The organism is Burkholderia sp. EMB26, from assembly GCF_024730645.1.
GTDB lineage: Bacteria > Pseudomonadota > Gammaproteobacteria > Burkholderiales > Burkholderiaceae > Burkholderia > Burkholderia cenocepacia.
Map to the genome: position 1 here is coordinate 911,433 of NZ_CP078071.1, position 23,389 is coordinate 934,821.

24 protein-coding genes are annotated in these 23,389 nt (G+C 68.3%); 17 read left to right on the forward strand and 7 right to left on the reverse strand.

The genetic code is table 11. The features are described from left to right. Positions 1 to 27: 27 nt before the first annotated feature. Positions 28 to 1,362: an FAD-binding oxidoreductase gene (locus KU887_RS20900; RefSeq protein WP_258257759.1), complete on the reverse strand. Its 1,335-nt coding sequence runs from the start codon at positions 1,360 to 1,362 to the stop codon at positions 28 to 30. A gap of 200 nt (positions 1,363 to 1,562) precedes the next feature. Here KU887_RS20900 and KU887_RS20905 point away from each other — a divergent pair, with 200 nt between their 5' ends. Next, positions 1,563 to 2,210: a hypothetical protein gene (locus tag KU887_RS20905; protein ID WP_058903236.1), complete on the forward strand. Its 648-nt coding sequence runs from the start codon at positions 1,563 to 1,565 to the stop codon at positions 2,208 to 2,210. 118 nt (positions 2,211 to 2,328) lie between these two features. On the opposite strand, the gene KU887_RS20910 is transcribed toward KU887_RS20905, so the two are convergent. Beyond that, on the reverse strand, positions 2,329 to 2,604 hold the full coding sequence (locus KU887_RS20910) for a hypothetical protein (RefSeq protein ID WP_012493391.1): 276 nt from the start codon (positions 2,602 to 2,604) through the stop codon (positions 2,329 to 2,331). A 171-nt stretch (positions 2,605 to 2,775) separates the two neighbouring features. Further along, a complete protein-coding gene (locus KU887_RS34610) occupies positions 2,776 to 2,985 on the reverse strand; it encodes a hypothetical protein (protein WP_011547465.1) in 210 nt (69 codons plus the stop codon). A gap of 486 nt (positions 2,986 to 3,471) precedes the next feature. Between KU887_RS34610 and KU887_RS20920 the strand changes: the two genes are divergently transcribed. Together KU887_RS20920 and KU887_RS20925 are read left to right on the forward strand one after the other, a co-directional pair. Next, the gene (locus tag KU887_RS20920) at positions 3,472 to 4,326 is read left to right on the forward strand and encodes a helix-turn-helix domain-containing protein (protein WP_258257768.1); all 855 of its coding nucleotides are present in this window, start codon (positions 3,472 to 3,474) and stop codon (positions 4,324 to 4,326) included. Positions 4,327 to 4,444: 118 nt separating this feature from the next. After that, positions 4,445 to 6,112 carry an ATP-binding domain-containing protein gene (locus KU887_RS20925; RefSeq protein WP_048988014.1) on the forward strand — a complete coding sequence of 556 codons (1,668 nt, stop codon included), beginning with the start codon at positions 4,445 to 4,447 and terminating at the stop codon, positions 6,110 to 6,112. A gap of 64 nt (positions 6,113 to 6,176) precedes the next feature. On the opposite strand, the gene KU887_RS20930 is transcribed toward KU887_RS20925, so the two are convergent. After that, positions 6,177 to 7,736 (reverse strand): methyl-accepting chemotaxis protein, encoded by a 1,560-nt coding sequence (locus KU887_RS20930; protein WP_006496958.1) that lies wholly within the window; start codon positions 7,734 to 7,736, stop codon positions 6,177 to 6,179. Positions 7,737 to 7,972: 236 nt separating this feature from the next. On the opposite strand from KU887_RS20930, the gene KU887_RS20935 reads away from it, so the two are divergent. Next, positions 7,973 to 9,487, forward strand: coding sequence for an MDR family MFS transporter (locus KU887_RS20935; protein WP_006496957.1), 1,515 nt, complete (start codon positions 7,973 to 7,975; stop codon positions 9,485 to 9,487). 64 nt (positions 9,488 to 9,551) lie between these two features. On the opposite strand, the gene KU887_RS20940 is transcribed toward KU887_RS20935, so the two are convergent. Then, positions 9,552 to 10,550 (reverse strand): quinone oxidoreductase, encoded by a 999-nt coding sequence (locus tag KU887_RS20940; RefSeq protein ID WP_205671828.1) that lies wholly within the window; start codon positions 10,548 to 10,550, stop codon positions 9,552 to 9,554. Between the two features lie 131 nt (positions 10,551 to 10,681). On the opposite strand from KU887_RS20940, the gene KU887_RS20945 reads away from it, so the two are divergent. The 5 genes from KU887_RS20945 to KU887_RS20965 all read left to right on the forward strand — a co-directional run bounded on the left by KU887_RS20945 (position 10,682) and on the right by KU887_RS20965 (position 14,135). Then, the gene (locus KU887_RS20945) at positions 10,682 to 11,554 is read left to right on the forward strand and encodes a LysR family transcriptional regulator (RefSeq protein WP_258257778.1); all 873 of its coding nucleotides are present in this window, start codon (positions 10,682 to 10,684) and stop codon (positions 11,552 to 11,554) included. Between the two features lie 80 nt (positions 11,555 to 11,634). Then, complete coding sequence (locus KU887_RS20950) at positions 11,635 to 12,195, forward strand: GNAT family N-acetyltransferase (protein ID WP_058903238.1); 561 nt, start codon at positions 11,635 to 11,637, stop codon at positions 12,193 to 12,195. A 9-nt stretch (positions 12,196 to 12,204) separates the two neighbouring features. Beyond that, positions 12,205 to 13,044 (forward strand): MerR family transcriptional regulator, encoded by an 840-nt coding sequence (locus KU887_RS20955; protein ID WP_006485961.1) that lies wholly within the window; start codon positions 12,205 to 12,207, stop codon positions 13,042 to 13,044. A 382-nt stretch (positions 13,045 to 13,426) separates the two neighbouring features. Further along, positions 13,427 to 13,630, forward strand: coding sequence for a cold-shock protein (locus KU887_RS20960; RefSeq protein WP_006485974.1), 204 nt, complete (start codon positions 13,427 to 13,429; stop codon positions 13,628 to 13,630). 280 nt (positions 13,631 to 13,910) lie between these two features. Beyond that, complete coding sequence (locus KU887_RS20965; RefSeq protein WP_006485967.1) at positions 13,911 to 14,135, forward strand: hypothetical protein; 225 nt, start codon at positions 13,911 to 13,913, stop codon at positions 14,133 to 14,135. Positions 14,136 to 14,231: 96 nt separating this feature from the next. On the opposite strand, the gene speB is transcribed toward KU887_RS20965, so the two are convergent. Further along, complete coding sequence (gene speB, locus KU887_RS20970) at positions 14,232 to 15,194, reverse strand: agmatinase (RefSeq protein WP_062910418.1); 963 nt, start codon at positions 15,192 to 15,194, stop codon at positions 14,232 to 14,234. Between the two features lie 362 nt (positions 15,195 to 15,556). Between speB and KU887_RS20975 the strand changes: the two genes are divergently transcribed. From KU887_RS20975 to KU887_RS20995, 5 genes are all read left to right on the forward strand, one after another. Then, entirely contained in the window at positions 15,557 to 16,228 is a 672-nt protein-coding gene (locus KU887_RS20975; RefSeq protein ID WP_034203331.1) for a lysoplasmalogenase, read from the forward strand. Between the two features lie 246 nt (positions 16,229 to 16,474). After that, entirely contained in the window at positions 16,475 to 18,058 is a 1,584-nt protein-coding gene (locus tag KU887_RS20980; RefSeq protein ID WP_258257811.1) for an NAD(P)/FAD-dependent oxidoreductase, read from the forward strand. 21 nt (positions 18,059 to 18,079) lie between these two features. Then, a complete protein-coding gene (locus KU887_RS20985) occupies positions 18,080 to 19,018 on the forward strand; it encodes an SDR family oxidoreductase (protein ID WP_006496951.1) in 939 nt (312 codons plus the stop codon). Further along, complete coding sequence (locus KU887_RS20990) at positions 19,015 to 19,920, forward strand: metal-dependent hydrolase (protein ID WP_060268201.1); 906 nt, start codon at positions 19,015 to 19,017, stop codon at positions 19,918 to 19,920. The genes KU887_RS20985 and KU887_RS20990 overlap by 4 nt, the downstream gene beginning before the upstream one ends. A gap of 4 nt (positions 19,921 to 19,924) precedes the next feature. Next, a complete protein-coding gene (locus KU887_RS20995; protein ID WP_006496949.1) occupies positions 19,925 to 20,839 on the forward strand; it encodes an alpha/beta fold hydrolase in 915 nt (304 codons plus the stop codon). Here the strand turns inward: KU887_RS20995 and KU887_RS21000 are convergent. After that, a complete protein-coding gene (locus tag KU887_RS21000) occupies positions 20,791 to 21,354 on the reverse strand; it encodes a putative glycolipid-binding domain-containing protein (RefSeq protein ID WP_006496948.1) in 564 nt (187 codons plus the stop codon). The two genes, KU887_RS20995 and KU887_RS21000, sit on opposite strands and share 49 nt — an antisense overlap. 124 nt (positions 21,355 to 21,478) lie before the next feature. On the opposite strand from KU887_RS21000, the gene KU887_RS21005 reads away from it, so the two are divergent. The 3 genes from KU887_RS21005 to KU887_RS21015 all read left to right on the forward strand — a co-directional run bounded on the left by KU887_RS21005 (position 21,479) and on the right by KU887_RS21015 (position 23,377). Next, positions 21,479 to 22,372, forward strand: coding sequence for an urea transporter (locus KU887_RS21005; RefSeq protein WP_058903241.1), 894 nt, complete (start codon positions 21,479 to 21,481; stop codon positions 22,370 to 22,372). Beyond that, positions 22,347 to 23,123 carry a class II aldolase/adducin family protein gene (locus tag KU887_RS21010; RefSeq protein ID WP_006496946.1) on the forward strand — a complete coding sequence of 259 codons (777 nt, stop codon included), beginning with the start codon at positions 22,347 to 22,349 and terminating at the stop codon, positions 23,121 to 23,123. The genes KU887_RS21005 and KU887_RS21010 overlap by 26 nt, the downstream gene beginning before the upstream one ends. Positions 23,124 to 23,188: 65 nt before the next feature. After that, positions 23,189 to 23,377 (forward strand): 4-oxalocrotonate tautomerase, encoded by a 189-nt coding sequence (locus KU887_RS21015; RefSeq protein ID WP_258257825.1) that lies wholly within the window; start codon positions 23,189 to 23,191, stop codon positions 23,375 to 23,377. Positions 23,378 to 23,389 lie beyond the last annotated feature (12 nt).

Here is a 23,389-nt window from a genome sequence, read left to right on the forward strand (position 1 = left end):
TACGACGGGAACGCGTGCGCCCGGCCGTCACAGCATGCTGCGCGGCCGCACCATCGTGCCGTCGACGAAACGCCGTGCACGAAACGCCGAGAGGTCGAGCGACGGCGCGCCCGTGTCGATCCATTCGGCGAGCAGCCGGCCGACGATCGGCCCCATCGCGAAACCGTGACCGCAGAACCCCGTCGCGATCGCGAGCCCCGACGGCGTGCCGGGCGCATCGATCACCGGAATGCCGTCGGGCAGCACGTCGATCAGGCCGGCCCACGCCTCGACGATCTGCGCATCCTTCAACGCGGGAAAGATCGCCTTGAGCTTCGCGAGCGCACGCGGCGCATGCGCGCGATTCGGTTGCGGTTGCGGATCGCGCGGCTCGATCGGCCCGGTCGTGCCGTGGATGCGGGCGAGCACGTCGCGCCATGCGGATGCATTCAGGTGCAGCCGGAATTTGTCGCGCTGCGACCAGAACTCCGGCCAGAAGAGGCTCAATCCGCGCAGGTGGCCGAGCGTCAGATCGACGTCGACCTGCATGTCGTCGGCGAGATTGATCGCGCCGTTCTTGCGCTGCCGGATGCCGAGACCATGGCCCCACACGGTCGCCGCGGACACCGGCGCGACCACGTTGGTGCGCATGCAGGTGCCGCGCACGGCCTGCTGCGGCAGCCGGATGCCGACGCCGTCGAGCAGCCGGAAACTGGTCGCGCCGGCCGCGCAGATCACGCGCCGCGTGCGGATCGTGCCGCGTTCGGTCGCGACGCCGACGACCGCGCCGCCGGCCGTCTCGATCGCGGTGACGCCGCAGCCTTCGAAGAAACGCGCGCCGGCCTCGGTCGCGCGCGCCGCGAACGCGGCGGCCACGCGGCGCGGCTCGGCCTGTCCGTCGGTCGCCGTATACAAGCCGCCGAGGGTACGCGCCTGCGTCGACAGCCCGTTCACGCGTTCGTCGATCTGGGCGCGCGTCAGCGTGCGCGTGTCGAGCCCGTGCTCGCGCGCGACGGCGAGCCATGCCTGGAACGACGCCCAGTCGTCTTCGTTGTCGGCCATGTACAGGCAGCCGCCCTGCCGCCATTCGAGATCGAAGCCGAGTTGTTGCGCCAGGCCTTCCCAGATTCGCATGCCGGCCATCATCAGCGGCACTTCGGCGGATTCGCGCCCCTGCTGGCGCACGAAGCCCCACGCGCGCGTCGATTGCTGGCCGGCGATGCGCGACTTGTCGAGCACGACGGCTTTCAGGCCACGCAGGCCGAGGTAGTAAGCGGCCGCGCAGCCCATGATGCCGGCGCCGGCGATCACGACGTCGGCCTCGACCGGAAACGCCGTAGCGGCGTGGCTCAATGCGTCGTGCAGCGGATAAGTGGTGGTCATTGTTTTCTGTCGGGTATCAATGCATGGCCGGCCAAGCTTATCGCGGCAACGTCGTCACATGAAGCGGGCGGCACGCGATCCGGACCCCGCCCCATCCCCACATCCAGGCCCGCCCGCCGACCGGCCCCGTTTTTTCGGCTTGACGATCCCGGTTCGGCACGAGATAAACTGTATATCCATACAGTGTCATCGCAGTAAAAATGATCCTTCCCCCATTCGATCCTCCCAAGCTGAACGACCTCACCGAATGGTGGACGCACTGCACCTACGCGGACGTGCAGCGCCTGATACTCGAAGTGCAGCACCTCCGCCTGACGCTGTGGGAATTGAAAGCCCACGTCGCGGACGCATCGCGCCGCATCCGCGTGCTCGATCCGGACATGCTCGCGCATGGGTCCGCGCTTCGGCGGCTCGGCTACCTGCTCGAAAAGGAAATCGAGCGCGCGAATCCGATCGGCCGCACGCGCGACGTGTATGCGCCGTTTTCGGACGAATGGCGTGCCCGCGCGGCACTGCGCGGCGCGTTGCGCGCGCAGCCCGAGCCGGCCGAGGCCGGCACGCTGCCGTGCACGATTCCGGAATTTCAGCGCATCACGTGGGCCGAGCTTCGCGATCGCTGGCGTCACCTGAGCGACAGGAAATCGAATCGGCAGAACGTCGAGCAACGGATGGTGCTCGAGATTGCGCGGCAGCGATCCGTGATCCTGGCGCGGGCGCGCAAGCTGGTCGACGCCGCGATCGCCGAGGCGGCGGCGGACGGCAAGCAACTGTTCGCGCTGGATCAGCTCAAACGGCTGCTGTCCGTCGAGCGGGAAGACGGCGAGCCGTTCCTGTACATGCCGGCGTAGCGCGAACGCGCGACCGATGCATGCCGGCTCGACGACGACATGTCGAACGCTCGATCAGCCACGCGGCGATTCAGCCGGAACTGCGGTCTGCGCGGGAGCAGCCGCTGCCCCAGCGCCGTCAGTGCGAATAGCGCGTTTGAGTGCCTGCCGCGCGGTCGAACGGCTGCAGCCTCGCAAGCTGCTCGATCGACATCGTGACGACTTCGAGCACATGCCGCGCGATTTCGTCGTCGGCCATGCCGGCGTCGACGTACTGCTCGATGCTCATCGTGCGGGGCGGATAGCTGCCGGTTTCGTCATCGACGATGTCGATCCGGGCCGTACGCCGCTCCGGCGACAGCACGACCTGGACAGTTTTGCCGTGAACGACGGTCTGCATGCACAAAGTGGACATTCGCAGTCTCCAATTGCGTTGCCTTCGGACGATCGATACCTCACAACAGGAGTCGTCAATCTACAAATTTCCGGACGCATTCGCAATATTCAGGCAGGAATTCCAGCCGTTCGGGGCGCCGCGCCGCCGGTCAACCGGAGGCCCGCATTGCACGGGCACACGCGGCACTACCTACGCATAGCGGCTCAACCACTCTTCGGAGAATTGTCTCGCGTACGCGACCGCTTCGGCTTCGGTATCGAATTCACCCAGCTTGCGGAACGCAGCCTCACGGCTGAAACCCACCTTCGTGACCTCGACCTGCGCGGCGTATTTGCCGGTCTCCGTCACGCGCGGCTCGCAGTTCATTTCGTATCCGCGCATCAAGAATTTCTTCTGCATCGGTTCAACACTTTTTTGAGACGGCGAAATCGTAGCATGCAGCTTCGTCGACTTCGCAAATGTATCCACGCCGGTTTCACTAGAAGAAACCGTCGATCGATCGCCCTGCCAGCGCCTCCGCCGGCCGTCGCGCGATATCCTGCAAAACGGGTCCGATACCTCGGTTCGGGCGAGCATGCGCCCTGCGTTGGTGCATCGCGCGGCGATTACCTGCCGCCTTGGGTGGAATCGCATCCCGGCCCACCGGAATCCGGGCCGACCGGTGTCGAACGCACCGTCGCGCCCGCGCGCTCGGGCCGGCCGAGCGTAACTTCATGACACACCTTTCACACAAACGCACCTTTCACAACACTGAATGACGACCATTTTGCGGTAAAGTTATCTTTTCCGTGCGTGGCCGGTCGGCTCGCCATTGGACGTCATGAAGACTGTCCGCCGAGACTGCCGCAAGGCGTCGTTCTGAACGTCACGATCCGTTCCCGTAGCATGACCACTGAAGCAATCACCACGGATTCCCTCGCGGTTGCCGAGCGCGTGCGCGAGCTGATGACCCGCAACGGCATCGGCAAGCGCCAGCAGACCACCGAGCTGTGCCGCATCCTCGATCTGAGTTTCTCGCAAGGCCACCGCAAACTGCGCGGCAGCAGCCCCTGGACGCTCGCGCAGATCAAGAAAGTCGCCGAAGCGTACGGCGAACCCGCCGCCCAGTTGTTCGGCGCGCAAACGCTCGACCCCGGCATGGTCGGCGCCTATTCCCAGGAAGCCGTCCTGTATGCGGGCGTCGCCGAGATTCCGTGCACCGCCTGGATCGGCGCGCCGCTCGAAGCCGGCGCGCGCCCCGAGTTCGTCGCGTACGAACAGAACGGCCGCTGGCGCGTGCTGCGCCATACCGGCGTGCTGTACCAGAACGCGTACGACGTGCACAAGATCGAGATCTACCCGCGCCGCGCGGAGAGCGACAAGCTCGTCGTCGCGGTGATCGACCCCGATCGCGTCAGCGCGACCGAGCTGTGCCGCTATCTCGAACGGCAAGGTTTCGCGACGGCCGCATTCGACGGTCTCGCGCCGTTCGTCGACGCGCTGCAGGGCCAGGCCTTCGACGCGGTCCTGACCGAATGGCTGTTCGACGACAGCACGGCCGCCACCGCGATCAAGGCCGTGCGCACGTCCGACAACCCGGGCGCGCCGATTTTCGTGCTGACGGGCGACCTGCTCACCGGCCGCGCGAGCGAAGCCGACATCAGCGAAGTGATCCGCGCGTTCGACGTGGTGTGCTACGAAAAACCCGCGCGCATGGCGATCCTCAGCGCCGATCTCGCGAAGCGGCTCGCGCGCGACTGACGTCCGCCGGGCCGGCCGCCCGTCGAATGGCCACCGCCCGCGCCGCGGGCATGAGCGGGTTCCTCAGTACAATAGCCGCACCCGTTCACGCCCACGCCGGCATCCGCCGCCCGACGCCATGGCCCGCCTCATCCCCGACGACTGGAAAAGCCTCGCCGCGACCGGCGCGGCCGAACGCGAGCGCGAAACGCTCGCCGCGCTCGAACACGCGCTGCCCGACGGCTACACCGTGTATCACGGCGTCCACTGGACGCGCGCCGACCAGGCGTTCTCGGTGTTCGGCGAAGCCGCGTTCGTCGTCGTGAGCCCGGCCGGCCGCGTGCTGCTGATCGAGCAGAAAGCCGGCTTCCTGCGCGAAACGCCGAAAGGGCTCGTAAAGGTCTACCTGCAGAAGGAGCGCAATGTCCCGATCCAGCTCGCGCGCACGCAGGAGACGCTGCACCGGCGCCTGACGGCCGCGCTCGGCGCGGGCGTCTACGGCGTCGAGGCGCTGCTGTACTGCCCCGACTACGCGATCCGCGACGCGTCGATCGCCGGCGTCGCGCCCGAGCGCATCGTCGATGCGTCGCGCAAGGCGCAGCTCGGGCAGGTGATCCTGCAGATCCTGCCCGAGGCCGACGAACCCTTTCCGAACGCGCCGAAGCTCCACCATTTCCTCGCGGACGAGCTCGCGCTCACGCCCGACACGAGCGCACTCGTCGGCCAGGCCGGCACGCTCGTCACCCGGCTGTCGGGCGGGCTCGCCGCCTGGGCGCGCCAGCTCGAATTCGCGCCGTTCCGGCTGCGCGTCACCGGCACCGCCGGCTCGGGCAAGACGCAGCTCGCGGTGCAGGTGATGCGCGATGCCGTCGCGGCCGGCAAACGGGTGCTGTACGTCTGCTTCAACCGGCCACTCGCCGACTACATCACGCGCATCGCGCCGCCCGGCGCGAAGATCGCGAACTACCACCAGCTGTGCGACTGGGTCGCGCGCGACGGCGGCTATACGCCCGATTTCCAGGTGCCCGGCGAGTTCGAACGGCTGGAGGCGCGCTTCGCGCAAGCGCCGATTCCCGAGCGCTGGCGCTTCGACGTGCTGATCGTCGACGAAGGGCAGGATTTCCATGCGCCGTGGGCCGCCGCGCTCGAGCGCCTGCTGGCGCCGGACGCCGCATGGTGGTGGCTGGAAGATCCGCTGCAGAACCTGTACATGCGCGAACCCGTCGCACTGCCCGGCTGGGTCACGCTGAAGGCGCTCACGAATTACCGCAGCCCGCGCGACCTGCTCGAATTCGTGCGCGACGTCGTCGGCCGGGTCGAGCCGCTCGCGGCCGAACTGCGCTCGGGCAGCCCGTTCGACGGCTCCGATCCGTCGGTGTCGGCATACGGGGAAGATGGCGCGTCGGGCGACGCCTCGGCGCAAGCCTGCATCGACGCGACCAAGCGTGCGATCACGCACGCGTTGTCGCTCGGCTTCCGCAAGCAGGACATCGCGGTGCTGTCGTACCGCGGCCGCGAAGGCTCGGTGCTCGCGCCGCTCGACCAGCTCGGCCCGCACCGGATCAAGCGCTTCACCGGCAAGTACGACCTGTTCGGCAACCCCGAGTATCGCGACGGCGATGTGCTGCTCGATTCGATCTACCGTTTCAAGGGTCAGTCGGCGCCGTGCGTGATCCTCACCGAAGTGGACTTCGACACGCTCGACGCGCGTGCCGCGCGCAAGCTGTTCGTCGGTGCGACGCGCGCGACGATGAAGCTGCTGATCGTCGCGTCGTCGCGCGCGGCCGCGCAACTCGCAACGGGTTGACGCCGCGGGTCGACGCGGCCGGCGAGCGAGCGCCGGCCCGTCATCGCGCCGCCGTCATTTCGGTTCAGGCGACGCGGAACGCGCCGACCGCGCGACGCAGCCCATCCGCCTGTTCCTCGAGCGACGCGGCGGCCGCGGCCGCCTGCTCGACGAGTGCCGCGTTCTGCTGCGACACCTGATCCATCTGCGACACCGCGCGGTTCACCTGCTCGATCCCGTCGCGCTGCTCGCTCGACGCGGCCGCGATCTCCGTCATGATGCCCGTCACGCGGCCGATCGCCTGCTGGATGTCCTGCATCGTCGTGCCGGCCATGCCGACGAGCCGCGAGCCGGTCGCGACCCGTTCGACCGATTCGCCGATCAGCGTGCGGATTTCCTTCGCCGCGGACGCCGAGCGTTGCGCCAGCGTGCGCACCTCGCCCGCGACCACCGCGAAGCCGCGGCCCTGCTCGCCCGCGCGCGCGGCTTCGACCGCCGCATTCAGCGCGAGGATGTTGGTCTGGAACGCGATCCCCTCGATCGTGCCGATGATGTCGGCGACCTTCTGCGAACTCTGGTCGATCTCGTTCATCGTGCCGATCACCTCGCCGACGACCGTCGCGCCGCGCGTCGCGATCTCGCTCGCGCTGTCCGCGCAGGCCTGCGCCTCGAGCGCGTGGTCGGCATTCTGCTTCACGGTCGCCGTCAGTTGCTCCATGCTCGCGGCCGTTTCCTGCAGCGCCGATGCTTGCTCTTCGGTGCGCTGCGACAGGTCGGTGTTGCCGGCCGCGATCTGGTGCGTCGCCGTCGAGATCGCTTCCGAACCCTGGCTGACCTGGCGCACCGTATCCGCGAGGCTGCGCTGCATGCCGGTCACGCCCTTGACCAGCTCGGCCATCTCGTCGCGCGACGACCAGCGCACTTCCGACGTGAGGTCGCCCTCCGACAGGCGGCGGAAATGCGACAGCAGACGATTCACCGGCTGCGTGATCGCGAAATGCAGGCCGATCGCGCAGCCGAGGCACGCGGCCAGCCCGAATGCGATCCCCGCGATCGCGCCCATCCGCATCCAGCCGTAATAGGTCTGCGCGGTGTCGTACACGTCCTTGCCGCGCGCGGCCTGGTACGCATCGAGCGCGTCGGTCGCCTGCGTGAGCGCGACCGACAGCGGCGGCGCGACGGTCATCAGCAAGCGGTCGGCTTCGTCGCGCCGCCCTTCGCGGATCGCATCGATCATCGGCTTCAGCGCCTGCCCGATCAGCGCCTGGCGCGCGGCATCCAGGCGGCTCGCGAGCGGGCCTTCGTCGTCGCCGTGCGGCATCGCCGCGTAGCTGCGCCACGCCGTGTCGGCCTTCGCGAGATAGCCCTCGGCCTTCTTCACGAGTTCCGATACGTCCGGCGCTTCCGGATGCAGCAGCGCACGGTCGAGCGTGGTGCGCACGATCGTCAGGTTCAGGCTCGCCGCGGACAGCGCGGTCTTCGCGGCCAGTTGCCGCGTATAGGCCTCGTCGAGCGCGCGATTCGAGCTCTGCATGCCCGCGAGGCCAATCAGCCCCGATACGACGAGCAGCACGGCGACGAGGCCGAGCGTGGAGAAAATCCGCGTACGGATCGAGAAACGGGAAAACAGGGCGTTCAGGTTCATGACGGCACGTGAGCGATGAAAAGTGCCGCGGCAATCGGTCCGCGGCACTCTGGATTACGGTTTGCCTGCAAGAAACTTGAGTCCGTCCCCGCTTTCCGGCTGATCGTGATCAATTTTTCTTTCGGCCGGGCAATCTCCTGTTACGACTGCAACATATCGAGGCTGAGCAGAAATTGACTAGTCAATCATCGATGGCTATATTTCGGTCCAGCTTTCCTGCCATGGCAGATATCTCGATGACAACCGACACCCTCCTCACTCCGCCGGCCGCCGACGCGGCCCGCCGCGACGCGCCGACCGGGCTGATCGTCGCCGCGCTGCTGCTCGTCATGCTGCTGTCCGCGCTCGACCAGACGATCGTGTCGACCGCGCTGCCGACGATCGTCGGCGAACTCGGCGGGCTCGACCAGTTGTCGTGGGTCGTCACCGCGTACCTGCTGTCGTCCACCGTCGTGCTGCCGCTGTACGGCAAGCTCGGCGACCTGTACGGCCGCAAGATCGTGCTGCAGGCCGCGATCGTGCTGTTTCTCGCCGGCTCGGCGCTGTGCGGCGTCGCGCAGGACATGACGCAACTGATCGGGCTGCGCGCGCTGCAGGGGCTCGGCGGCGGCGGCCTGATGGTCGTCACGATGGCCGCGATCGGCGATCTGGTCCCGCCCGATCGCCGGGCGCGCTACCAGGGGATGTTCGGCGGCGTCTACGGCCTCGCGACGATCGTCGGCCCGCTGCTCGGCGGCTTCCTGGTCGAGCACCTGTCATGGCGCTGGATCTTCACGATCAACCTGCCGCTCGGCCTGCTCGCGCTCGCGGTGATCGGCATGGCGTTCCGGCCGCACACCGCGCACGTGAAGCACCGGATCGACTACCTGGGCGCCACGTTCCTCGCGACCGCCCTCACCTGCGTGATCCTGTTCACGAGCGAAGGCGGCTCGCTGCTGCCGTGGACGTCGCCGCAGCTATGGATGACGCTCGTGCTCGGGCTCGTCGCGATCGGCGGCTTCATTTATGAAGAGCGCCTGGCGGCCGAGCCGATCATGCCGCTCGACCTGTTCCGTCACCGCACCTTCGTGCTGGTCAGCCTGATCGGGTTCGTGGTCGGCATCGCGCTGTTCGGCTCGGTCACGTTCATCCCGCTCTACCTGCAGGTCGTGAAGGGCTCGACGCCGTCGCAGGCCGGCATGCAGTTGCTGCCGATGATGGGCGGGATGCTCGTGACGTCGATCGTCAGCGGGCGGCTGATCTCGCGGCTCGGCTCGTACCGGATGTTCCCGATCGCCGGGACGCTGATCGGCGGCGTCGCGATGGCGCTGCTGTCGACGCTGACGCTCGATACGCCGCTGCACACGATGTACGCGTACATGGCGCTGCTCGGAATCGGGCTCGGGATGGTGATGCCCGTGCTGACGCTCGCCGTGCAGAACACGGTCGAATTCCGGCACATGGGGGTGGCGACGTCGGGCGCGACGCTGTTCCGCTCGATCGGCGGCTCGCTCGGCGTCGCCGCATTCGGCGCGCTGTTCTCGCACGGGCTGCAAGCGCGGATGAGGCACGCGCTGCCGGCCGGCACCGAGCTGCCGCCCGCGCTCGGCCCGGCCGCCGTGCACCAGTTGCCGGACGCCGTGCGCGACGCGTATCTGCACGCGTTCGCCGGCTCGCTGCACGTCGTGTACCTGTCGGCCGCGACGGTGATCGCGATCGCGTTCGTGCTCGCGTGGTTCGTCGAGGATGCGCCGCTGCGCACGCACAACTGAGCGAGCGGCGGCTCGCGACACGGCCGTCGGGTCGAGCCGCGTCGCGAGTCGCCCGCCCCCGCCATCACGCCAACAGCACCACACCGCCCGTCGTCGCGCGCGACTCCAGCAACCGGTGCGCATCGGCCGCCTGTTCGAGCGGCAGGCGCGCGCCGATCTCGACGTGCATGCCGCCTGCCAGCCGGTCGAGCGTCGCCCGCGCGGCGTCCCGATACGCGCCGACGTCCCGCGCGATGAAACCGAGCACGCTCGGCCGCGCGAGCGCGATCGAACGGGCCGGCCCCAGCTCGTCGAGATCGAACGTCTGCCGCGTGCCGATCGCGGCCACCTGCCCGATGCTCGCGACCATCCCGAACGGACGAATCGCGCCGAGCGTGCGGGTCAGCACGTCGCCGCCGATTCCGTCGATCGCGTAATCGACGCCCGCACCGCCGCCGAAGGCACGCGCGGCCGCGACGAAATCCGCCTCGCGATAATCGACCACCGCTTCCGCGCCGTGCGCGCGCACCAGCGCGGCTTTCGCGGCCGATCCGACCGTGCCGATCACCCGTGCGCCGAGCGCGCGCGCCCACTGCGTCGCCAGCAGCCCGACGCCGCCGGCCGCCGCATGCACGAGCACCGTGTCGCCGGCGCCGACCTGCCGCACGCGATGCAGCAGCATGTAGACGGTGATCCCCTTCAGCAGCCCGGCGACGGCGGCTTCGTCGCTCAGCCCGTCTGGAATCGGCAGCACGCGCTCGGCCGGCATCGTGCGCAGGCTCGCATAGCTGCCGCTCGGCATGCCGGCATACGCGACGCGCTGACCGGGTACGAGCTCCGTCACGCCCGGCCCGACCGCGTCGATCACGCCGGCCGCCTCGACGCCGAGCGCGTCCGGCAGCGCGGGCAATGCATGCGCGCCCGTCCTGAAATAGATATCGACGAAATTCACGCCGATCGCGGTCTGGCGAATCCGTACTTCGCCGGCGCCGGGCGGCGCGACGGGCGCATCGACGCGGCGCAGCACGCCGGCATCGCCGTAACGGTCGATCCCGATCCGGATGGCATTGGCGGTTTGGGTCATGACGTTCCTCGTTATCGAATGAAGTGACACGATCATCCCATCGTGCATAATCGAACGGAATTCACGCTGAACGCCCATCTACTGTGCAAAATTCGACCGATCGTGATCCTGCCTCCTCACCCGCACTGCCGATGAGCTGGGACGACATCCGCTACTTCCTGGCGGTAATGCGCGGCGGCAGCCTGTCGGCCGCCGCGCGGGCGCTGCAGGTCCAGCATTCGACGGTCGCGCGGCGCATCGACGCGCTGGAGTCGGCGCTCGGGATCCGGCTGTTCGACCGGCTGCCGCGCGGCTGGCCGCCGACCGACGAAGGGCTGCACCTCGCCGAGCACGCCGCACGCCTCGAAGCCGACGCGCATGCGTTCGCGCGCGCCGCGCAAGGCGCGGCGGCGCTCGACGGCGTGGTGCGGGTATCGGCGTCGCCGGTGTTCGCGAGCCATTTCCTCGCGCCGCGCCTGGCTCGCGCGCAGCGCGCGTGGCCGGCGCTGCGGATCGACCTGATGGGCGAGATGCATGCGGCCAACCTGTATGCGCGCGAAGCCGACCTCGCGGTACGGCTGTCGCGGCCGAGCGAGCCGGGGCTCGCCGCGCGCCGGCTCGGCACGATGCGCTTCGCGCTGTGCGCGGCGCCGGAATGGGCCGATGCGCCGCCCGACATCTGGCCCTTCATCGGCTACGACGACGCGCTCGCGCAAACGCCGCAGCAGCAATGGCTCGAACGCTTCGCGGCCGGGCGCCGCTTTGCGTTCATCGCCAACGACCTCGCCGCGCAGCATCGCGCGTGCGCGGCCGGGGCCGGCGTCGCGCTGCTGCCGCGGTTTCTCGTCGACGATCCGGCCGCGCATGCCGGCGCGCCGCTCGTCGAGCTGACGGCCGCGCCGCATTGCGACATCGAGCGCGAAATCTGGCTCGTCGTTCACCCGGACGTGCGCCGGTCGCCGCGCGTACAGCGCGTCGCCGACGCGATCGCCGATGCGGTGCATGCGGCGGACGGCCGGTTGTAAGCCGCCGAAGCCGCAAACGGCTTTGCCACGCGCGGCGGCGGCCGGCATAGTAGCGTTTTGATTCCGACCGCCCTGCCGCCATGTCCAACGCTCCCGCCTGCGTCGTGCGCGACGCGACAGATGCCGACCTCGAGGCGATCCACGCGATCTATGCGCACCACGTTCACCACAGCGTCGCGTCGTTCGAGGAAACGCCGCCCGACGTCGCCGAATTGCGCGCACGCCGCGACGCGGTGCTGAACCACGGGCTGCCGTATCTCGTCGCCGAATGCGACGGCCGCGTGGCCGGCTACGCGTACGCGACGCCGTACCGCACGCGCAGCGCGTACCGCTTCGCGATCGAGGATTCGATCTACATCGACGACGCGCAGCGCGGCCGCGGAATCGGCCGCGCGTTGCTCGCCGCGCTGATCGCGCGCTGCGAAGGCGGCCCGTGGCGGCAGATGATCGCGGTGATCGCCGACGGCGGCACCGGCGGCTCGACGTCGCTGCATCGCGCGTTCGGCTTCGAACCGGCCGGCCAGCTGAAAGCGGTCGGCTTCAAGCACGGCCGCTGGATCGATACGGCGCTGCTGCAGCGCCCGCTCGGCGAAGGCGCGAACACGCGCCCCGCCTCGCCCGAGCCTGCCCCGGCGCGCTAGAATGGCCGCATGTCAAAACAGACTCATTCCACGCCCGACGAGGCCACGCCGGATTCCCGCAACGAGTACACGGTCGACGAGCTCGCGCGCGTGTCCGATACCACCGTGCGCAACGTCCGCGCCTACCAGGATCGCGGGCTGCTCGCGCCGCCGGAGAAACGCGGGCGCGTCGGCATCTACGACGACACGCACGTCGCGCGCCTGAAGCTGATCAACCATCTGCTCGCGCGCGGCTACACGCTGTCGAACATCCAGGACCTGATCAAGGCGATCGACGAAGGCCACGACCTGCGCTCGATCCTCGGCCTCGAAAACGCGATCGGCGGCCGCTGGTCGCACGAGCTGCCGAAAACCTACTCGCTCGCGCAACTCGCGCAGATGTTCGGCCCGCAGGCGACCACGCAACTGTCGCGCGTGACCGAGCTCGGGCTGCTCGAACGGCGCGGCCTGTCGTTCGTCGCGAAAAGCCCCGCGCTGCTCGAGGCCGCCGCCGCGATGACGAAGGAAGGGATTCCGCCGCGCGAACTGCTCGACGTGATCAGCGTCGCGCGGCCGCATTTCGACGCGATCGCGCGGCTGCTCGTCGATCTCGTCGTGAAGCGGCTCGACCGCTATGACGAAGGCACGCTGCCGCCCGCCACCGACGTGCCGGCGCTCGTCGACGCGATCTGGCGGCTGCGCCCGCTCGCGGCCGTGTTCGTCGAAGGCGAGACGAACCGCGCGCTCGAGAATGCGGCGAGCGCGTATCTGGGCGGCCGCGTCGCGACGATTCTCGACAAGAAACTCAGCGACGAAGCCGCGCGGCAGTCCGGTACGAGCGATACGCAGGGCGACGGCGACACCGCATAAGGCCTTCGCCGTCATGCATGCGTGGGCTTTTCGCGACAACGCGCGCGTGTCCGGCTGGAGGAAAGGCCGACGTCCATGGCAGGTGACGATAGCCGCCAGCATGGGCCGGCAAATGGCCAGCAGCCGCGCCCGCGCGCATTCCAGCCAGACGGCGCCACCGCGCTGCGTCCGTCATCGCAGGCTACGCTGTTAAACAGTTACAAGATAACGGTTGACGCGAGCCCCAGCGACGGTTAGTGTAGGCACCGAAGTCCAAGAAGTCCGATTGCTGTTCATCAATTGCTCGCTCCTCCTCAGCGGTATTCGTTGTCCTCTCCCTCCTTGACGCTTCGCGCGCTCTTCCACAGAGCAAATTTCTCTATTTTTTTCTCAAGGAATCTTCATGGATACCGGTATCGTCAAGTGGTTCAACGACAGCAAAGGCTTTGGCTTCATCACGCCGGACAACGGCGGCGACGATCTGTTCGCTCACTTCTCGGAAATTCGTGCCGACGGCTTCAAGACGCTGGCTGAAAACCAGAAAGTGAGCTTCGAAACGAAGCAAGGACCGAAGGGTCTGCAAGCGGCGAACATCAAGCCGCTGTAAAGTTTGAAGGGCCCGGCCTCCCACGACGGACGCCGGGTCGCAGCGACATCCCCACGGAGCTTCGTCTCCCCAAGTTGGCGCGACCGGCTTTTTAGCTGCATCTGTTCAGTCAGCAGTTCGCCACGCGCTACACGTCTCGTTGCACTTCATCCCCCCTCTGGCCGCAACGCCTTATTTTCGCTTTCCGACTGCGTCTGATTCGGCTCGCAATGGCTTTGAATCAGCGTAACCGTGCGTATTTCGCACGGCACGCGCGCACTCGAACATCATTAAAATTAAAATGGACAACCAACGAATTCAGCAATACAACGGCTATGCCGTCCAACCCTCGGCGCATCGCCTGCCCGACGGGAGTTTTTCCTCCAACCTGCTGCTCGAACGCGCCGATAGCACGCACGGCGAAGGCCGCTACCAGTTCTATTCGCTCGATTACTTCGCGAGCGAGGCACAGGCGCTCGCGCATTCGGCACGCTGGGCGCGCCACTGGGTCGATACGCGCGGTTGAACGCCGCGCTACTCGCGAGATCCGCGCAAACGGTCATAAAAAAACGGCGGGCAACCTGCCCGCCGGCCTTCCGCATCACATGCCCGCTCGCCTGCGTCACCGCGCCGCCACCTTCTTCTGCCGCCACAGACACAGCAGATCGCAAGCCACATGCGCGGCCGCGATCGCCGTGATGTCCGCGTGATCGTACGCCGGCGCCACCTCCACCACATCCGCCCCGACCAGATTCACCGCCCCGAGCCCCCGCACGATCGCCAGCGCCTGCGCGGACGAGAGCCCGCCGGCAACCGGCGTCCCCGTTCCCGGCGCGAACGCCGGATCGAGGCAGTCGATATCGAACGTCAGGTACGCAGGCCGCGCACCGACGATCGCGACGATCCGCTCGACCGCTGCCCGCGCACCCTGGTCATGCACCCACGCGGCGTCGAGCCGCTCGATCCCGAGAAAGTCGTCGTTCCACGTGCGGATGCCGACCTGCACCGACGTCGCGGGATCGATCAGCCCTTCCTTCACCGCCTTGTAGAACATCGTCCCGTGATTGAGGCTGTCCGGATCGTCGTCGGCCCACGTATCGCAGTGCGCGTCGAAATGGATCAGCGACAGCGGCTGGCCGTAGCGCTCCGCGTGCGCGACCAGCAGCGGATACGTGATGTAGTGATCGCCGCCGAGCGTCAGCATCTTCGCGCCCGAACGCAGGATCGTGCGCGCATGCTCGACGATCGCCGGCTTGATCGACAACGGGTTGTGCGCGTCGAACCAGCAGTCGCCGTAGTCGACGGCCGCGAGGTCGTCGAACGGGTTGAAGCCCCACGGATACGGATTGAGCTCCGCGAGCTGCACGCTTGCCGCGCGAATCGCGGCCGGCCCGAGCCGGGCACCGGAACGATAGGTCGTCGCGAGATCGAGCGGCACGCCGGAGATCGCGACGTCGATGCCGTCGAGCACGCGCGAGTAATTGCGGCGCATGAACGACAGCACGCCCGCATAGGTGTTTTCGATCGAGGAACCGTACGGCGTCGTGCGACGGATCGCGCCGTCGCCGTGAAGAAGTTCGGTCATGGTCGGACCTGTTTTCGTGGGGGTGCCGGCGCCGGCCCGCGCCCTCTGAGGGCGCGGGCCGGGCACGGCATGGATTCATCGGCACGCACCGGCTCGCGCATCCGGTCGCGCGGCCAGGCGGGACATCGACAGCGACAACGGCAATACCGCGGCGATCATAGCAAGCCGAATCGACGCCGTTGCCCCGGTTCAGCCGGGGCAACGCGCGGAAAAATCCGGCGGCGGCACCGCCGCCCGTCGCGGTCGTTTCCTAGAAGGATTCGCCGGTTTTCGCGCGCCCGTTCTTCCGGATAATGGCCGACAGCCGCGCCCTCGACGGCGCGGCGTCCACCGCAGACAACTACAAACCGGAGACACCCGCCTTGATCGCCACGCTTCCCGCCCCCTACCGCCGGCTCTGGCCGCTCGCCATCGCCGCGGCGCTGCTGTACGGCCTGTCGCTCGCCGTCGCGCCGTATCCGGGCCAGGCCGCCGCGAAAGCCGCGATGGGCATCCTGCTGCTCGCGGCAGGCAGCACCTGCGGCGCGCCGCGCGAACGCGCGTGGCTGTGCGCGGCGCTCGCGACCGCCGTGCTCGGCGACGTGCTGCTCGCGCTGCCCGACTGGCCGTTGTCGTTCGTCCTCGGCCTCGGCGCATTCCTGCTCACGCACGTGTGCTACTGCGCGATCTTCTTCCGGTGGCGCGCGCGGCCGCACGGCTGGCGCATCGTCGCGCTCGTCGGGCTGTGGATCGCCGCGCCGGCGTTCTACGCGGCATTCTTCCCGCACCTCGGCGAGTTGCTGGCGCCGGTCGCCATCTACATGCTCGTGCTGTGCGCGATGGCGAGCTTTGCGCTCGCCGCCCGCACGCGCGGCCCGCTGGTCGCGATCGGCAGCCTGATCTTCGTCGGCTCCGACACGCTGATCGGCGTCGGCCGGTTCCTCGGCGGCTTTCCGGGGATCGACTATCTGATCTGGGGCCTCTATGCGCTCGCGCAGGTCACGATCGTGGCCGGGGTTTTCCATGAGACGGCCGCCCGATCGATCCGTCCCTGATACCGTTTCAAACGGACCGTCGCGCGCCGGCGGTCCCGTTTCCTCGCTGTCTCGCCCTGCCGACGGCCTTTTCCGCTCATCCCGCATTGCGGAAACCCGACCGTTCCAAACCCCGCTCAGCCTTTTCCCGCCTGGCTTCCGGCCCTTAGAGCGCCGCTTCTAGCCTCTTGCGGTTTCCGGGTTCACCCACTATCGTTACATCAAACAATGTAACATTCAAAAATGAGCCAAATCGGAGACACCCGGATGAATGCTCGCACGTTGCCTTTCGGTCCACCCGGCCATGACGGCCTGGACGAAACCATCGACATCGCCATCATCGGCACCGGCTTCGCCGGTCTCGGGATGGCGATCCGCCTGAAACAGACGGGCGTGACCGACTTCGTCGTCCTCGAGAAGGCCGCCTCGGTCGGCGGCACGTGGCGCGACAATCATTACCCCGGGTGTGCATGCGACGTGCAATCGCACGTCTATTCGTTCTCGTTCGCGCCGAACCCGCGCTGGACGCGCATGTTCGCGCCGCAGCCGGAAATCCGCGCGTATCTCGAAGACTGCGTGCAGCGCTTCGGCGTCGGCCCGCACCTGCGGCTGAATCACGAGTTGCAGCGCGCCGAATACGACGAAGCCGCGCAACGCTGGCGCCTCACGTTCGCGAACGGCAAGCGGCTGTCCGCGCGCGTGCTGGTGTCGGGCATGGGCGGCCTGTCGCGCGCCGCGCTGCCGGCGATTCCCGGCGTCGAAACCTTCCAGGGCCGCGCGTTCCATTCGCAGCAGTGGGATCACGACTACCCGCTCGAAGGCAAGCGTGTCGCGGTGATCGGCACCGGCGCGAGCGCGATCCAGTTCGTCCCGCAGATCGCGCCGCGCGTGAAAGCACTCGCGCTGTTCCAACGCACGCCGCCGTGGATCATGCCGAAGCCCGACCGCAACCTGACCGGCTTCGAGAAATGGCTGTTCCGCACGCTGCCGTTCACGCAGAAGATCGTGCGCAGCGGCATCTACTGGATGCTCGAATCGCGCGTGCTCGGCTTCGCGATCCATCCGTCGCTGATGAAGAACGTGCAGAAGCTCGCGCTGCGGCACATCCGCAAGCAGATTCCCGATCCGGAGTTGCGCAAGACCGTCACGCCGAACTACACGCTCGGCTGCAAGCGCGTGCTGATCTCGAACGACTATTACCCGGCGCTGTCGCGCAAGAACGTCGACGTGATCACGACCGGCATCGACCATATCGAAGCCGACGCGGTCGTGACGACCGACGGCAAGCGTCATGAAGTCGACTGCCTGATCTACGGCACCGGCTTCCAGGTCGCCGATCCGTACCCGCGCGGCGCGATCATCGGCCGCGGCGGCCTCGACATCGTCGACGCGTGGCGCGACGGCGCGCACGCGTACCTCGGCTCGACGCTGCCCGGCTATCCGAACTTCTTCATGATCGTCGGCCCGAACACCGGCCTCGGCCACAACTCGATGGTGTTCATGATCGAGTCGCAGATCGAATACATCCTCGGCGCGCTGCAGGCGATGCGCCGCGAGCGCGCGGACGCGATCGAGGTGCGCCCGCTCGTCGAGGCGCAGTTCAACAGCGACCTGCAGGGCAAGCTGAAGAAGGCAATCTGGTCGACGGGCGGCTGCAAGAGCTGGTATCTCGATCCGCGCACCGGCAAGAACACGACGCTGTGGCCAGGCTTCACGTGGCGCTTCCGCCAGGCGACCGCGCGTTTCTCGATCGCCGATTACCACGCGTATCGCGCGCCACAACACGACACGACCGCGCGGCCCGCCGCCGCGCCGGCCGCTTCCGCTTCCACGTCCGCCGAAGCGGCCTGAGCCAGACAAGGAGCCAACGACATGAGAGATTTCGCCAACAAGGTGGCCGCGATCACGGGAGCCGGCTCGGGCATGGGCCGCGCGCTCGCGATCCAGCTCGCGCAGGCCGGCTGCCACGTGTCGCTCGCCGACAAGAACGGCGTCGGCCTCGCGGAAACCGAACGGATCGTCCGCGCGATCGCGCCGAACGTGCGCGTGTCGACGCGCGTGCTCGACGTCGGCGATCGCGACGCGATGTTCGCGTGGGCCGACGACACCGCGAAGGAGCACGGCAAGGTCAACCTGATCTTCAACAATGCGGGCGTCGCGCTGTCCAGCACGATCGAAGGGATGGAATACAGCGATCTCGAGTGGATCGTGAACATCAACTTCTGGGGCGTCGTGCACGGCACGAAGGCGTTCCTGCCGCACCTGAAGGCATCGGGCGACGGCCACGTGATCAACACGTCGAGCATCTTCGGGATCTTCGCGCAGCCGGGCATGAGCGGCTACAACGCGACCAAGTTCGCGGTACGCGGCTTCACCGAATCGCTGCGCCAGGAACTCGACATGATGAAGTGCGGCGTGTCGGCCACCTGCGTGCATCCGGGCGGCATCCGCACGAACATCGCGCAGTCGAGCCGCGTCGCGAAGAACATGGTCGGCTTCATCGTCGAGAGCGAACAGCAAGGCAAGGACAGCTTCGAGAAGTTCTTCATCACGACCGCCGACGACGCCGCGCGCACGATCCTCGCCGGCGTGCGCAAGAACAAGCGCCGCGTGCTGATCGGCCGCGACGCGAAGGGCGCGGACTGGATGGCGCGCGTGCTGCCGGCCGCGTACCAGGCGCTCGTCGTGCTCGCGACGCGCCGCGAGGCGGCGAAAGCCCGCCGTGCCGCGCGCGGCGCGCCGGCGCCGGCGCCCGCCCCGCTGCACGCGACCTACAACAATGCAGGCAATCAGGGAGGTGAACAATCATGACGACCCCGAACATGATGCCCGTGCGGCGCGACATCCGTTTCGCGCTGCCGCCCGAACGCGCGAAGGACTGGCACGTGCAGGGCGTGCCGGTTACGCACTTCATGAACGCGCTGTCGCTGCTGTTCCCGGCCGGCGAACGCTTCTTCATGGATTCGGTGCGCAACTACCGCGACCGGATCGACGATCCCGAGCTGAAGAAGCAGGTGCTCGGCTTCATCGGCCAGGAAGCGATGCACACGCGCGAGCACATCGAATACAACGATCTGCTGCAATCGTCCGGGCTGCCCGCGCACAAGCTCGACAAGCGCCTGTGGACCATCCTCGGCTGGTTCAAGAAGGTGCTGCCGCACTCGATGCAGCTGGCGATCACGATCGCGCTCGAGCACTACACGGCGATCCTCGCGAACCAGTTGCTGTCGGGCCACGAGCACCGGATCGACGGCTCGGTCGAGGGCTACCAGCAGATGTGGATGTGGCACGCGATGGAGGAAACCGAGCACAAGGCGGTGTCCTACGACGTGTGGCGCACCGTGATGAAGCCGGGCCTCGGCAGCTACCTGCTGCGCACCGGCACGATGCTGACGACGACGGTGTTCTTCTGGGCCATCGTGTTCGACTTCCACGTACGCCTGATGCGCGCGCACCGTCGCGAACACGGCAAGTTCGGCGGCATGTGGCGCCTCGTGAAGTATCTGTACAGCCCGAAGCACGGCGTGTTTCCGAGCATCGCGCGCGAATGGCTCGACTACTTCCGCCCGGGTTTCCACCCGTGGGATCACGACAACCATCAGTACCTGCAGGAGCTCGACACGCTGCTCGACAACATCGACGCGACCAACGCGCGCTACGCGGCGCAAGCCGCCCCGCGCCGCGTGCCGCTGCACCCGGTGCCGCAGGCATGACGCCATGGCGCGCGCTCACGAGATGCTGACCGTCCAGTCCGGCGACGTGAAACTCGCCGTCTACGTAAGCGGGTCGCGGCGCGCGCCGCCGCTGATCCTCGTGCACGGCTATCCCGACTCGGCGGCCGTGTGGGCGCCGGTCCGCGCGCGGCTCGCGAAGCGCTACCGCGTGATCGCGTACGACGTGCGCGGCGCCGGCGCATCCGATGCGCCGCGCCGCCGGGCCGACTACACGCTCGAACGGCTCGCCGGCGACCTGAAGGCGGTGGCCGACGCGACCTGCGGCGGCCGGCCGTTCCACCTCGTCGGCCACGACTGGGGCTCGATCCAGTGCTGGGAGGCCGTGACCGACCCCGCGTTCCGCGGCCGCATCGCGTCGTACACGTCGATCTCGGGCCCGTGCCTCGATCACGTGTTCCGCGCGAAGCTGCGGCTCAAGCAGAGCCTGAAGTCGTGGTACATCGGGTTCTTCCATCTGCCGCTCGTGCCATCGCTGGTATGGCGGCTCGGCGGCGCCGCGCTGTGGCCGCGCTGGCTCCAGCTCACCGAACGCGTGCGCGCCGAGCGCGATCCCGTGCAACTGAAGAACGCGCTGAACGGGATGCAGATGTACCGCGCGAACTTCATCGCGCGGGCCCGCCAGCCGCGTGAGCGGTATGCGCAGGCGCCGGTGCAGATCCTGGTGCCGGTGCGCGACCGCTACGTGACGCCCGAGATGTCGGTCGACCTCGATCGCTGGCTCGGCGACCACGTGCGCGAGGAAATCGACGGCACGCACTGGATCGTACTGCGCCATCCGGACCTGATCGCGTCGCGGATCGATCGCTTCGCGTCCGCGCAGGAGCGGCCGGCGGCGACGAACGCCGCGGTTCAGCGCGCCGTCGGCGGCGCCGGCAGGCGTCTGAACAGCGTCTCGTAATCGACGACGAGCCCGTCGTCGTCGATGTCCATCTCGGCCGTGAAATTCCGGAAGATCCCTTCGTAGCGATAGCGCCGACCCGGTTCGATGCACGCGTAAGCCTGCTTGACCGGCGCGACCGTCAGGTCCGGCGTCGAGATGTACGCGACGTCGATCGGCCGCCGCTCGCCGCGCGCAAGCCCGAGGCGGCCGATCGGCAGCGAATTGGTGAACGGCGTCGCGGCGATGTCGATGTCGATGCAACCGTCGAGCGCCGGCAACGGGCGGCCCGCGCCGTCGCGCCAGTGGCCGGCGCCGTCGCCGCGCAACGCCAGCGTGCCGCCGCCCATCACCTTGAGCACCGCATAAGTCACGCGCCATTGCGCATCGCACTCGACGCGATACGCGAGCCCGTATGCGCGACCGTACCGCTGGCCGACCACCGCGCTTTCGACGACGATCGCGCCGCCGCTGCGGTCGAACGTCAGATGTTCGACCCCGTCGCCTTCGAGCGACGCCCACCGCACCTCGCGCATCGTTCCACCTCCCGGTTTCCCCATTGCGGGGCATCGTCGCACAAATCCTGACTATCCAGAATTCCCTATTCCGGTGCATGGGATTGTGTCCTATGCTCGCGGCTCGTCCTGTTCCGCCGCCATCATGCCTACCGCCCGCCCCGTCCCGCCGTCGATCGACCTGCGCATCCTGCTGCGCGGCATCGGGCAGATCGTGCTGCAGGCGCATGCGCTCACCGGCGCGCTGCTGCTCGCCGCGCTGGCGCTGACCGACCTGCGGCTCGCGTGCGCCGCGCTGGTCGGCTCGGCCGCCGCCAGCATGACGGCCGTGCTGACGGGCGCCGACCGCCGCGACGTCGAACAGGGCCTGCACGGCTTCAACGGCGCGCTGGCCGCGCTGATCGCCGTGCTGTTCGCGCCCCATCCGCTCGCCGCCGTCGCGCTGGCGCCGCTGGTCGCGATCGGCGCGGCGCTCGTGCAACGCGCGATGCGGGTGCCGCTCGCCCGCTGGCGCCAGTGCCCGTATTCGGGCCCGTGCCTGGCCGTCACCGCGCTGTGGCTGCCGCTTGTCGCAGTGCAGCATGCGGACCCCGCGGCCGCCGGCCCGGTGCTGACGCTCGCGTCCGCCGCCGACGCGCTGCTGTCGGGCGTCGCCCAGACCACCTTCGCGCAAGGCGCGTGGGCCGGCGCGCTGATCGTCGCCGGCCTCGCCGTCGCATCGCGCCGCGCGGCCGCGTTCGCGCTCGGCGGCGCGGTCGTGTCGACCGTGCTGCTGGCCGCGCTGGGCGCAAGCGGCGCGCTGTTCGCCGACGGCCTGCTCGGCTTCAACGGCGCCCTCGCCGCGCTCGCGCTGATGCCGCGCGGCCCGCGTGCGGCGCTCGCGGCGGCCGCGCTCGCCGCGCTGATCCAGTGGCTCGCGATGCGCACGGGCACCCCCGCGTTCACGGCCCCGTTCGCGCTCGCGTCATGGGTGACCGTCGCTGTCGCGCGCCGCTTTACCCTCGGAGAACCCGATGTCGTCATTCGCACACCGTCCTGATGCCGTGAAGCCCGGCGGCCCGATCTCGGACGCCGAACGCAAGCTGCGGGTCGACCTCGCCGCCGCGTACCGGCTCGTCGCGCTGAACGGCTGGGACGACCTGATCTACACGCATCTGTCCGCGACCGTTCCGGGCGAACCCGGCCACTTCCTGATCAACCCGTTCGGCCTCACGTTCGACGAGGTTCGCGCGTCGAACCTCGTGAAGATCGACCTCGCCGGCCACCGGATCGGCGACAGCGAGCACACGGTCAACGTGACCGGCTTCGCGCTGCATGCGGCCGTGCACGCGGCGCGCGCCGACGCCGTCTGCGTGATGCACCTGCACAATACGGCCGGCATCGCCGTATCGATCCAGCGCGACGGGCTGCTGCCCGCATCGCAGCACGCGTTGCGTTTTCATGGCGACCTCGCGTACCACGACTACGAAGCGCTCGCGTTCTCGCCGGCCGAAGGCGCGCGGCTGACCGCGAGCCTCGGCGCGAAATCCGCGATGCTGCTGCGCAATCACGGCACGCTGACGGTCGGCCGCACCGTCGCCGAAGCGTACGTGCTGATGGATACGCTGATCAAGGCGTGCGACATCCAGGTTCGCGCGCAGGCCGGCGGCGGGCCGCTCGTGCTGCCGGAACCGGCCGTCGCCGCGCGCACCGCCGAACAACTGCGCGACGGCGGCGCGATCGAAGGCGAACTGGAATGGCCGGCGCTGCTGCGCCGCCTCGACCGGATCGATCCGTCGTATCGCGACTGACGCCACGTCCGCACCCGACCGAATCGTTCATCGTCAATCGTTCAACCTCAACCGGAGCATTTGCCATGCCGACTTTCAATATCCAGCTGTTCGAAGGCCGCACCGTCGACCAGAAGCGCGCCTTCGTCGAAGCGATCACGCGCGTCACGTGCGAGACGCTCAGCTGCGCGCCAGGCTCGGTCGACATCATCCTGACCGACGTGAAGAAGGAGAACTGGGCGACCGCCGGCAAGCTGTGGAGCGACGAGCGCTGAGCGCCGAAGGCG

What these genes read in the sequence shown, in the direction of transcription:
- KU887_RS20900 (WP_258257759.1), bottom strand. Translation starts at nt 1,362, where the DNA reads ATGACCACCACTTATCCGCTGCACGACGCATTGAGCCACGCCGCTACG.
- KU887_RS20905 (WP_058903236.1), top strand. Translation starts at nt 1,563, where the DNA reads ATGATCCTTCCCCCATTCGATCCTCCCAAGCTGAACGACCTCACCGAA.
- KU887_RS20910 (WP_012493391.1), bottom strand. Translation starts at nt 2,604, where the DNA reads ATGTCCACTTTGTGCATGCAGACCGTCGTTCACGGCAAAACTGTCCAG.
- KU887_RS34610 (WP_011547465.1), bottom strand. Translation starts at nt 2,985, where the DNA reads ATGCAGAAGAAATTCTTGATGCGCGGATACGAAATGAACTGCGAGCCG.
- KU887_RS20920 (WP_258257768.1), top strand. Translation starts at nt 3,472, where the DNA reads ATGACCACTGAAGCAATCACCACGGATTCCCTCGCGGTTGCCGAGCGC.
- KU887_RS20925 (WP_048988014.1), top strand. Translation starts at nt 4,445, where the DNA reads ATGGCCCGCCTCATCCCCGACGACTGGAAAAGCCTCGCCGCGACCGGC.
- KU887_RS20930 (WP_006496958.1), bottom strand. Translation starts at nt 7,736, where the DNA reads ATGAACCTGAACGCCCTGTTTTCCCGTTTCTCGATCCGTACGCGGATT.
- KU887_RS20935 (WP_006496957.1), top strand. Translation starts at nt 7,973, where the DNA reads ATGACAACCGACACCCTCCTCACTCCGCCGGCCGCCGACGCGGCCCGC.
- KU887_RS20940 (WP_205671828.1), bottom strand. Translation starts at nt 10,550, where the DNA reads ATGACCCAAACCGCCAATGCCATCCGGATCGGGATCGACCGTTACGGC.
- KU887_RS20945 (WP_258257778.1), top strand. Translation starts at nt 10,682, where the DNA reads ATGAGCTGGGACGACATCCGCTACTTCCTGGCGGTAATGCGCGGCGGC.
- KU887_RS20950 (WP_058903238.1), top strand. Translation starts at nt 11,635, where the DNA reads ATGTCCAACGCTCCCGCCTGCGTCGTGCGCGACGCGACAGATGCCGAC.
- KU887_RS20955 (WP_006485961.1), top strand. Translation starts at nt 12,205, where the DNA reads ATGTCAAAACAGACTCATTCCACGCCCGACGAGGCCACGCCGGATTCC.
- KU887_RS20960 (WP_006485974.1), top strand. Translation starts at nt 13,427, where the DNA reads ATGGATACCGGTATCGTCAAGTGGTTCAACGACAGCAAAGGCTTTGGC.
- KU887_RS20965 (WP_006485967.1), top strand. Translation starts at nt 13,911, where the DNA reads ATGGACAACCAACGAATTCAGCAATACAACGGCTATGCCGTCCAACCC.
- speB (WP_062910418.1), bottom strand. Translation starts at nt 15,194, where the DNA reads ATGACCGAACTTCTTCACGGCGACGGCGCGATCCGTCGCACGACGCCG.
- KU887_RS20980 (WP_258257811.1), top strand. Translation starts at nt 16,475, where the DNA reads ATGAATGCTCGCACGTTGCCTTTCGGTCCACCCGGCCATGACGGCCTG.
- KU887_RS20985 (WP_006496951.1), top strand. Translation starts at nt 18,080, where the DNA reads ATGAGAGATTTCGCCAACAAGGTGGCCGCGATCACGGGAGCCGGCTCG.
- KU887_RS20990 (WP_060268201.1), top strand. Translation starts at nt 19,015, where the DNA reads ATGACGACCCCGAACATGATGCCCGTGCGGCGCGACATCCGTTTCGCG.
- KU887_RS20995 (WP_006496949.1), top strand. Translation starts at nt 19,925, where the DNA reads ATGGCGCGCGCTCACGAGATGCTGACCGTCCAGTCCGGCGACGTGAAA.
- KU887_RS21000 (WP_006496948.1), bottom strand. Translation starts at nt 21,354, where the DNA reads ATGCGCGAGGTGCGGTGGGCGTCGCTCGAAGGCGACGGGGTCGAACAT.
- KU887_RS21005 (WP_058903241.1), top strand. Translation starts at nt 21,479, where the DNA reads ATGCCTACCGCCCGCCCCGTCCCGCCGTCGATCGACCTGCGCATCCTG.
- KU887_RS21010 (WP_006496946.1), top strand. Translation starts at nt 22,347, where the DNA reads ATGTCGTCATTCGCACACCGTCCTGATGCCGTGAAGCCCGGCGGCCCG.
- KU887_RS21015 (WP_258257825.1), top strand. Translation starts at nt 23,189, where the DNA reads ATGCCGACTTTCAATATCCAGCTGTTCGAAGGCCGCACCGTCGACCAG.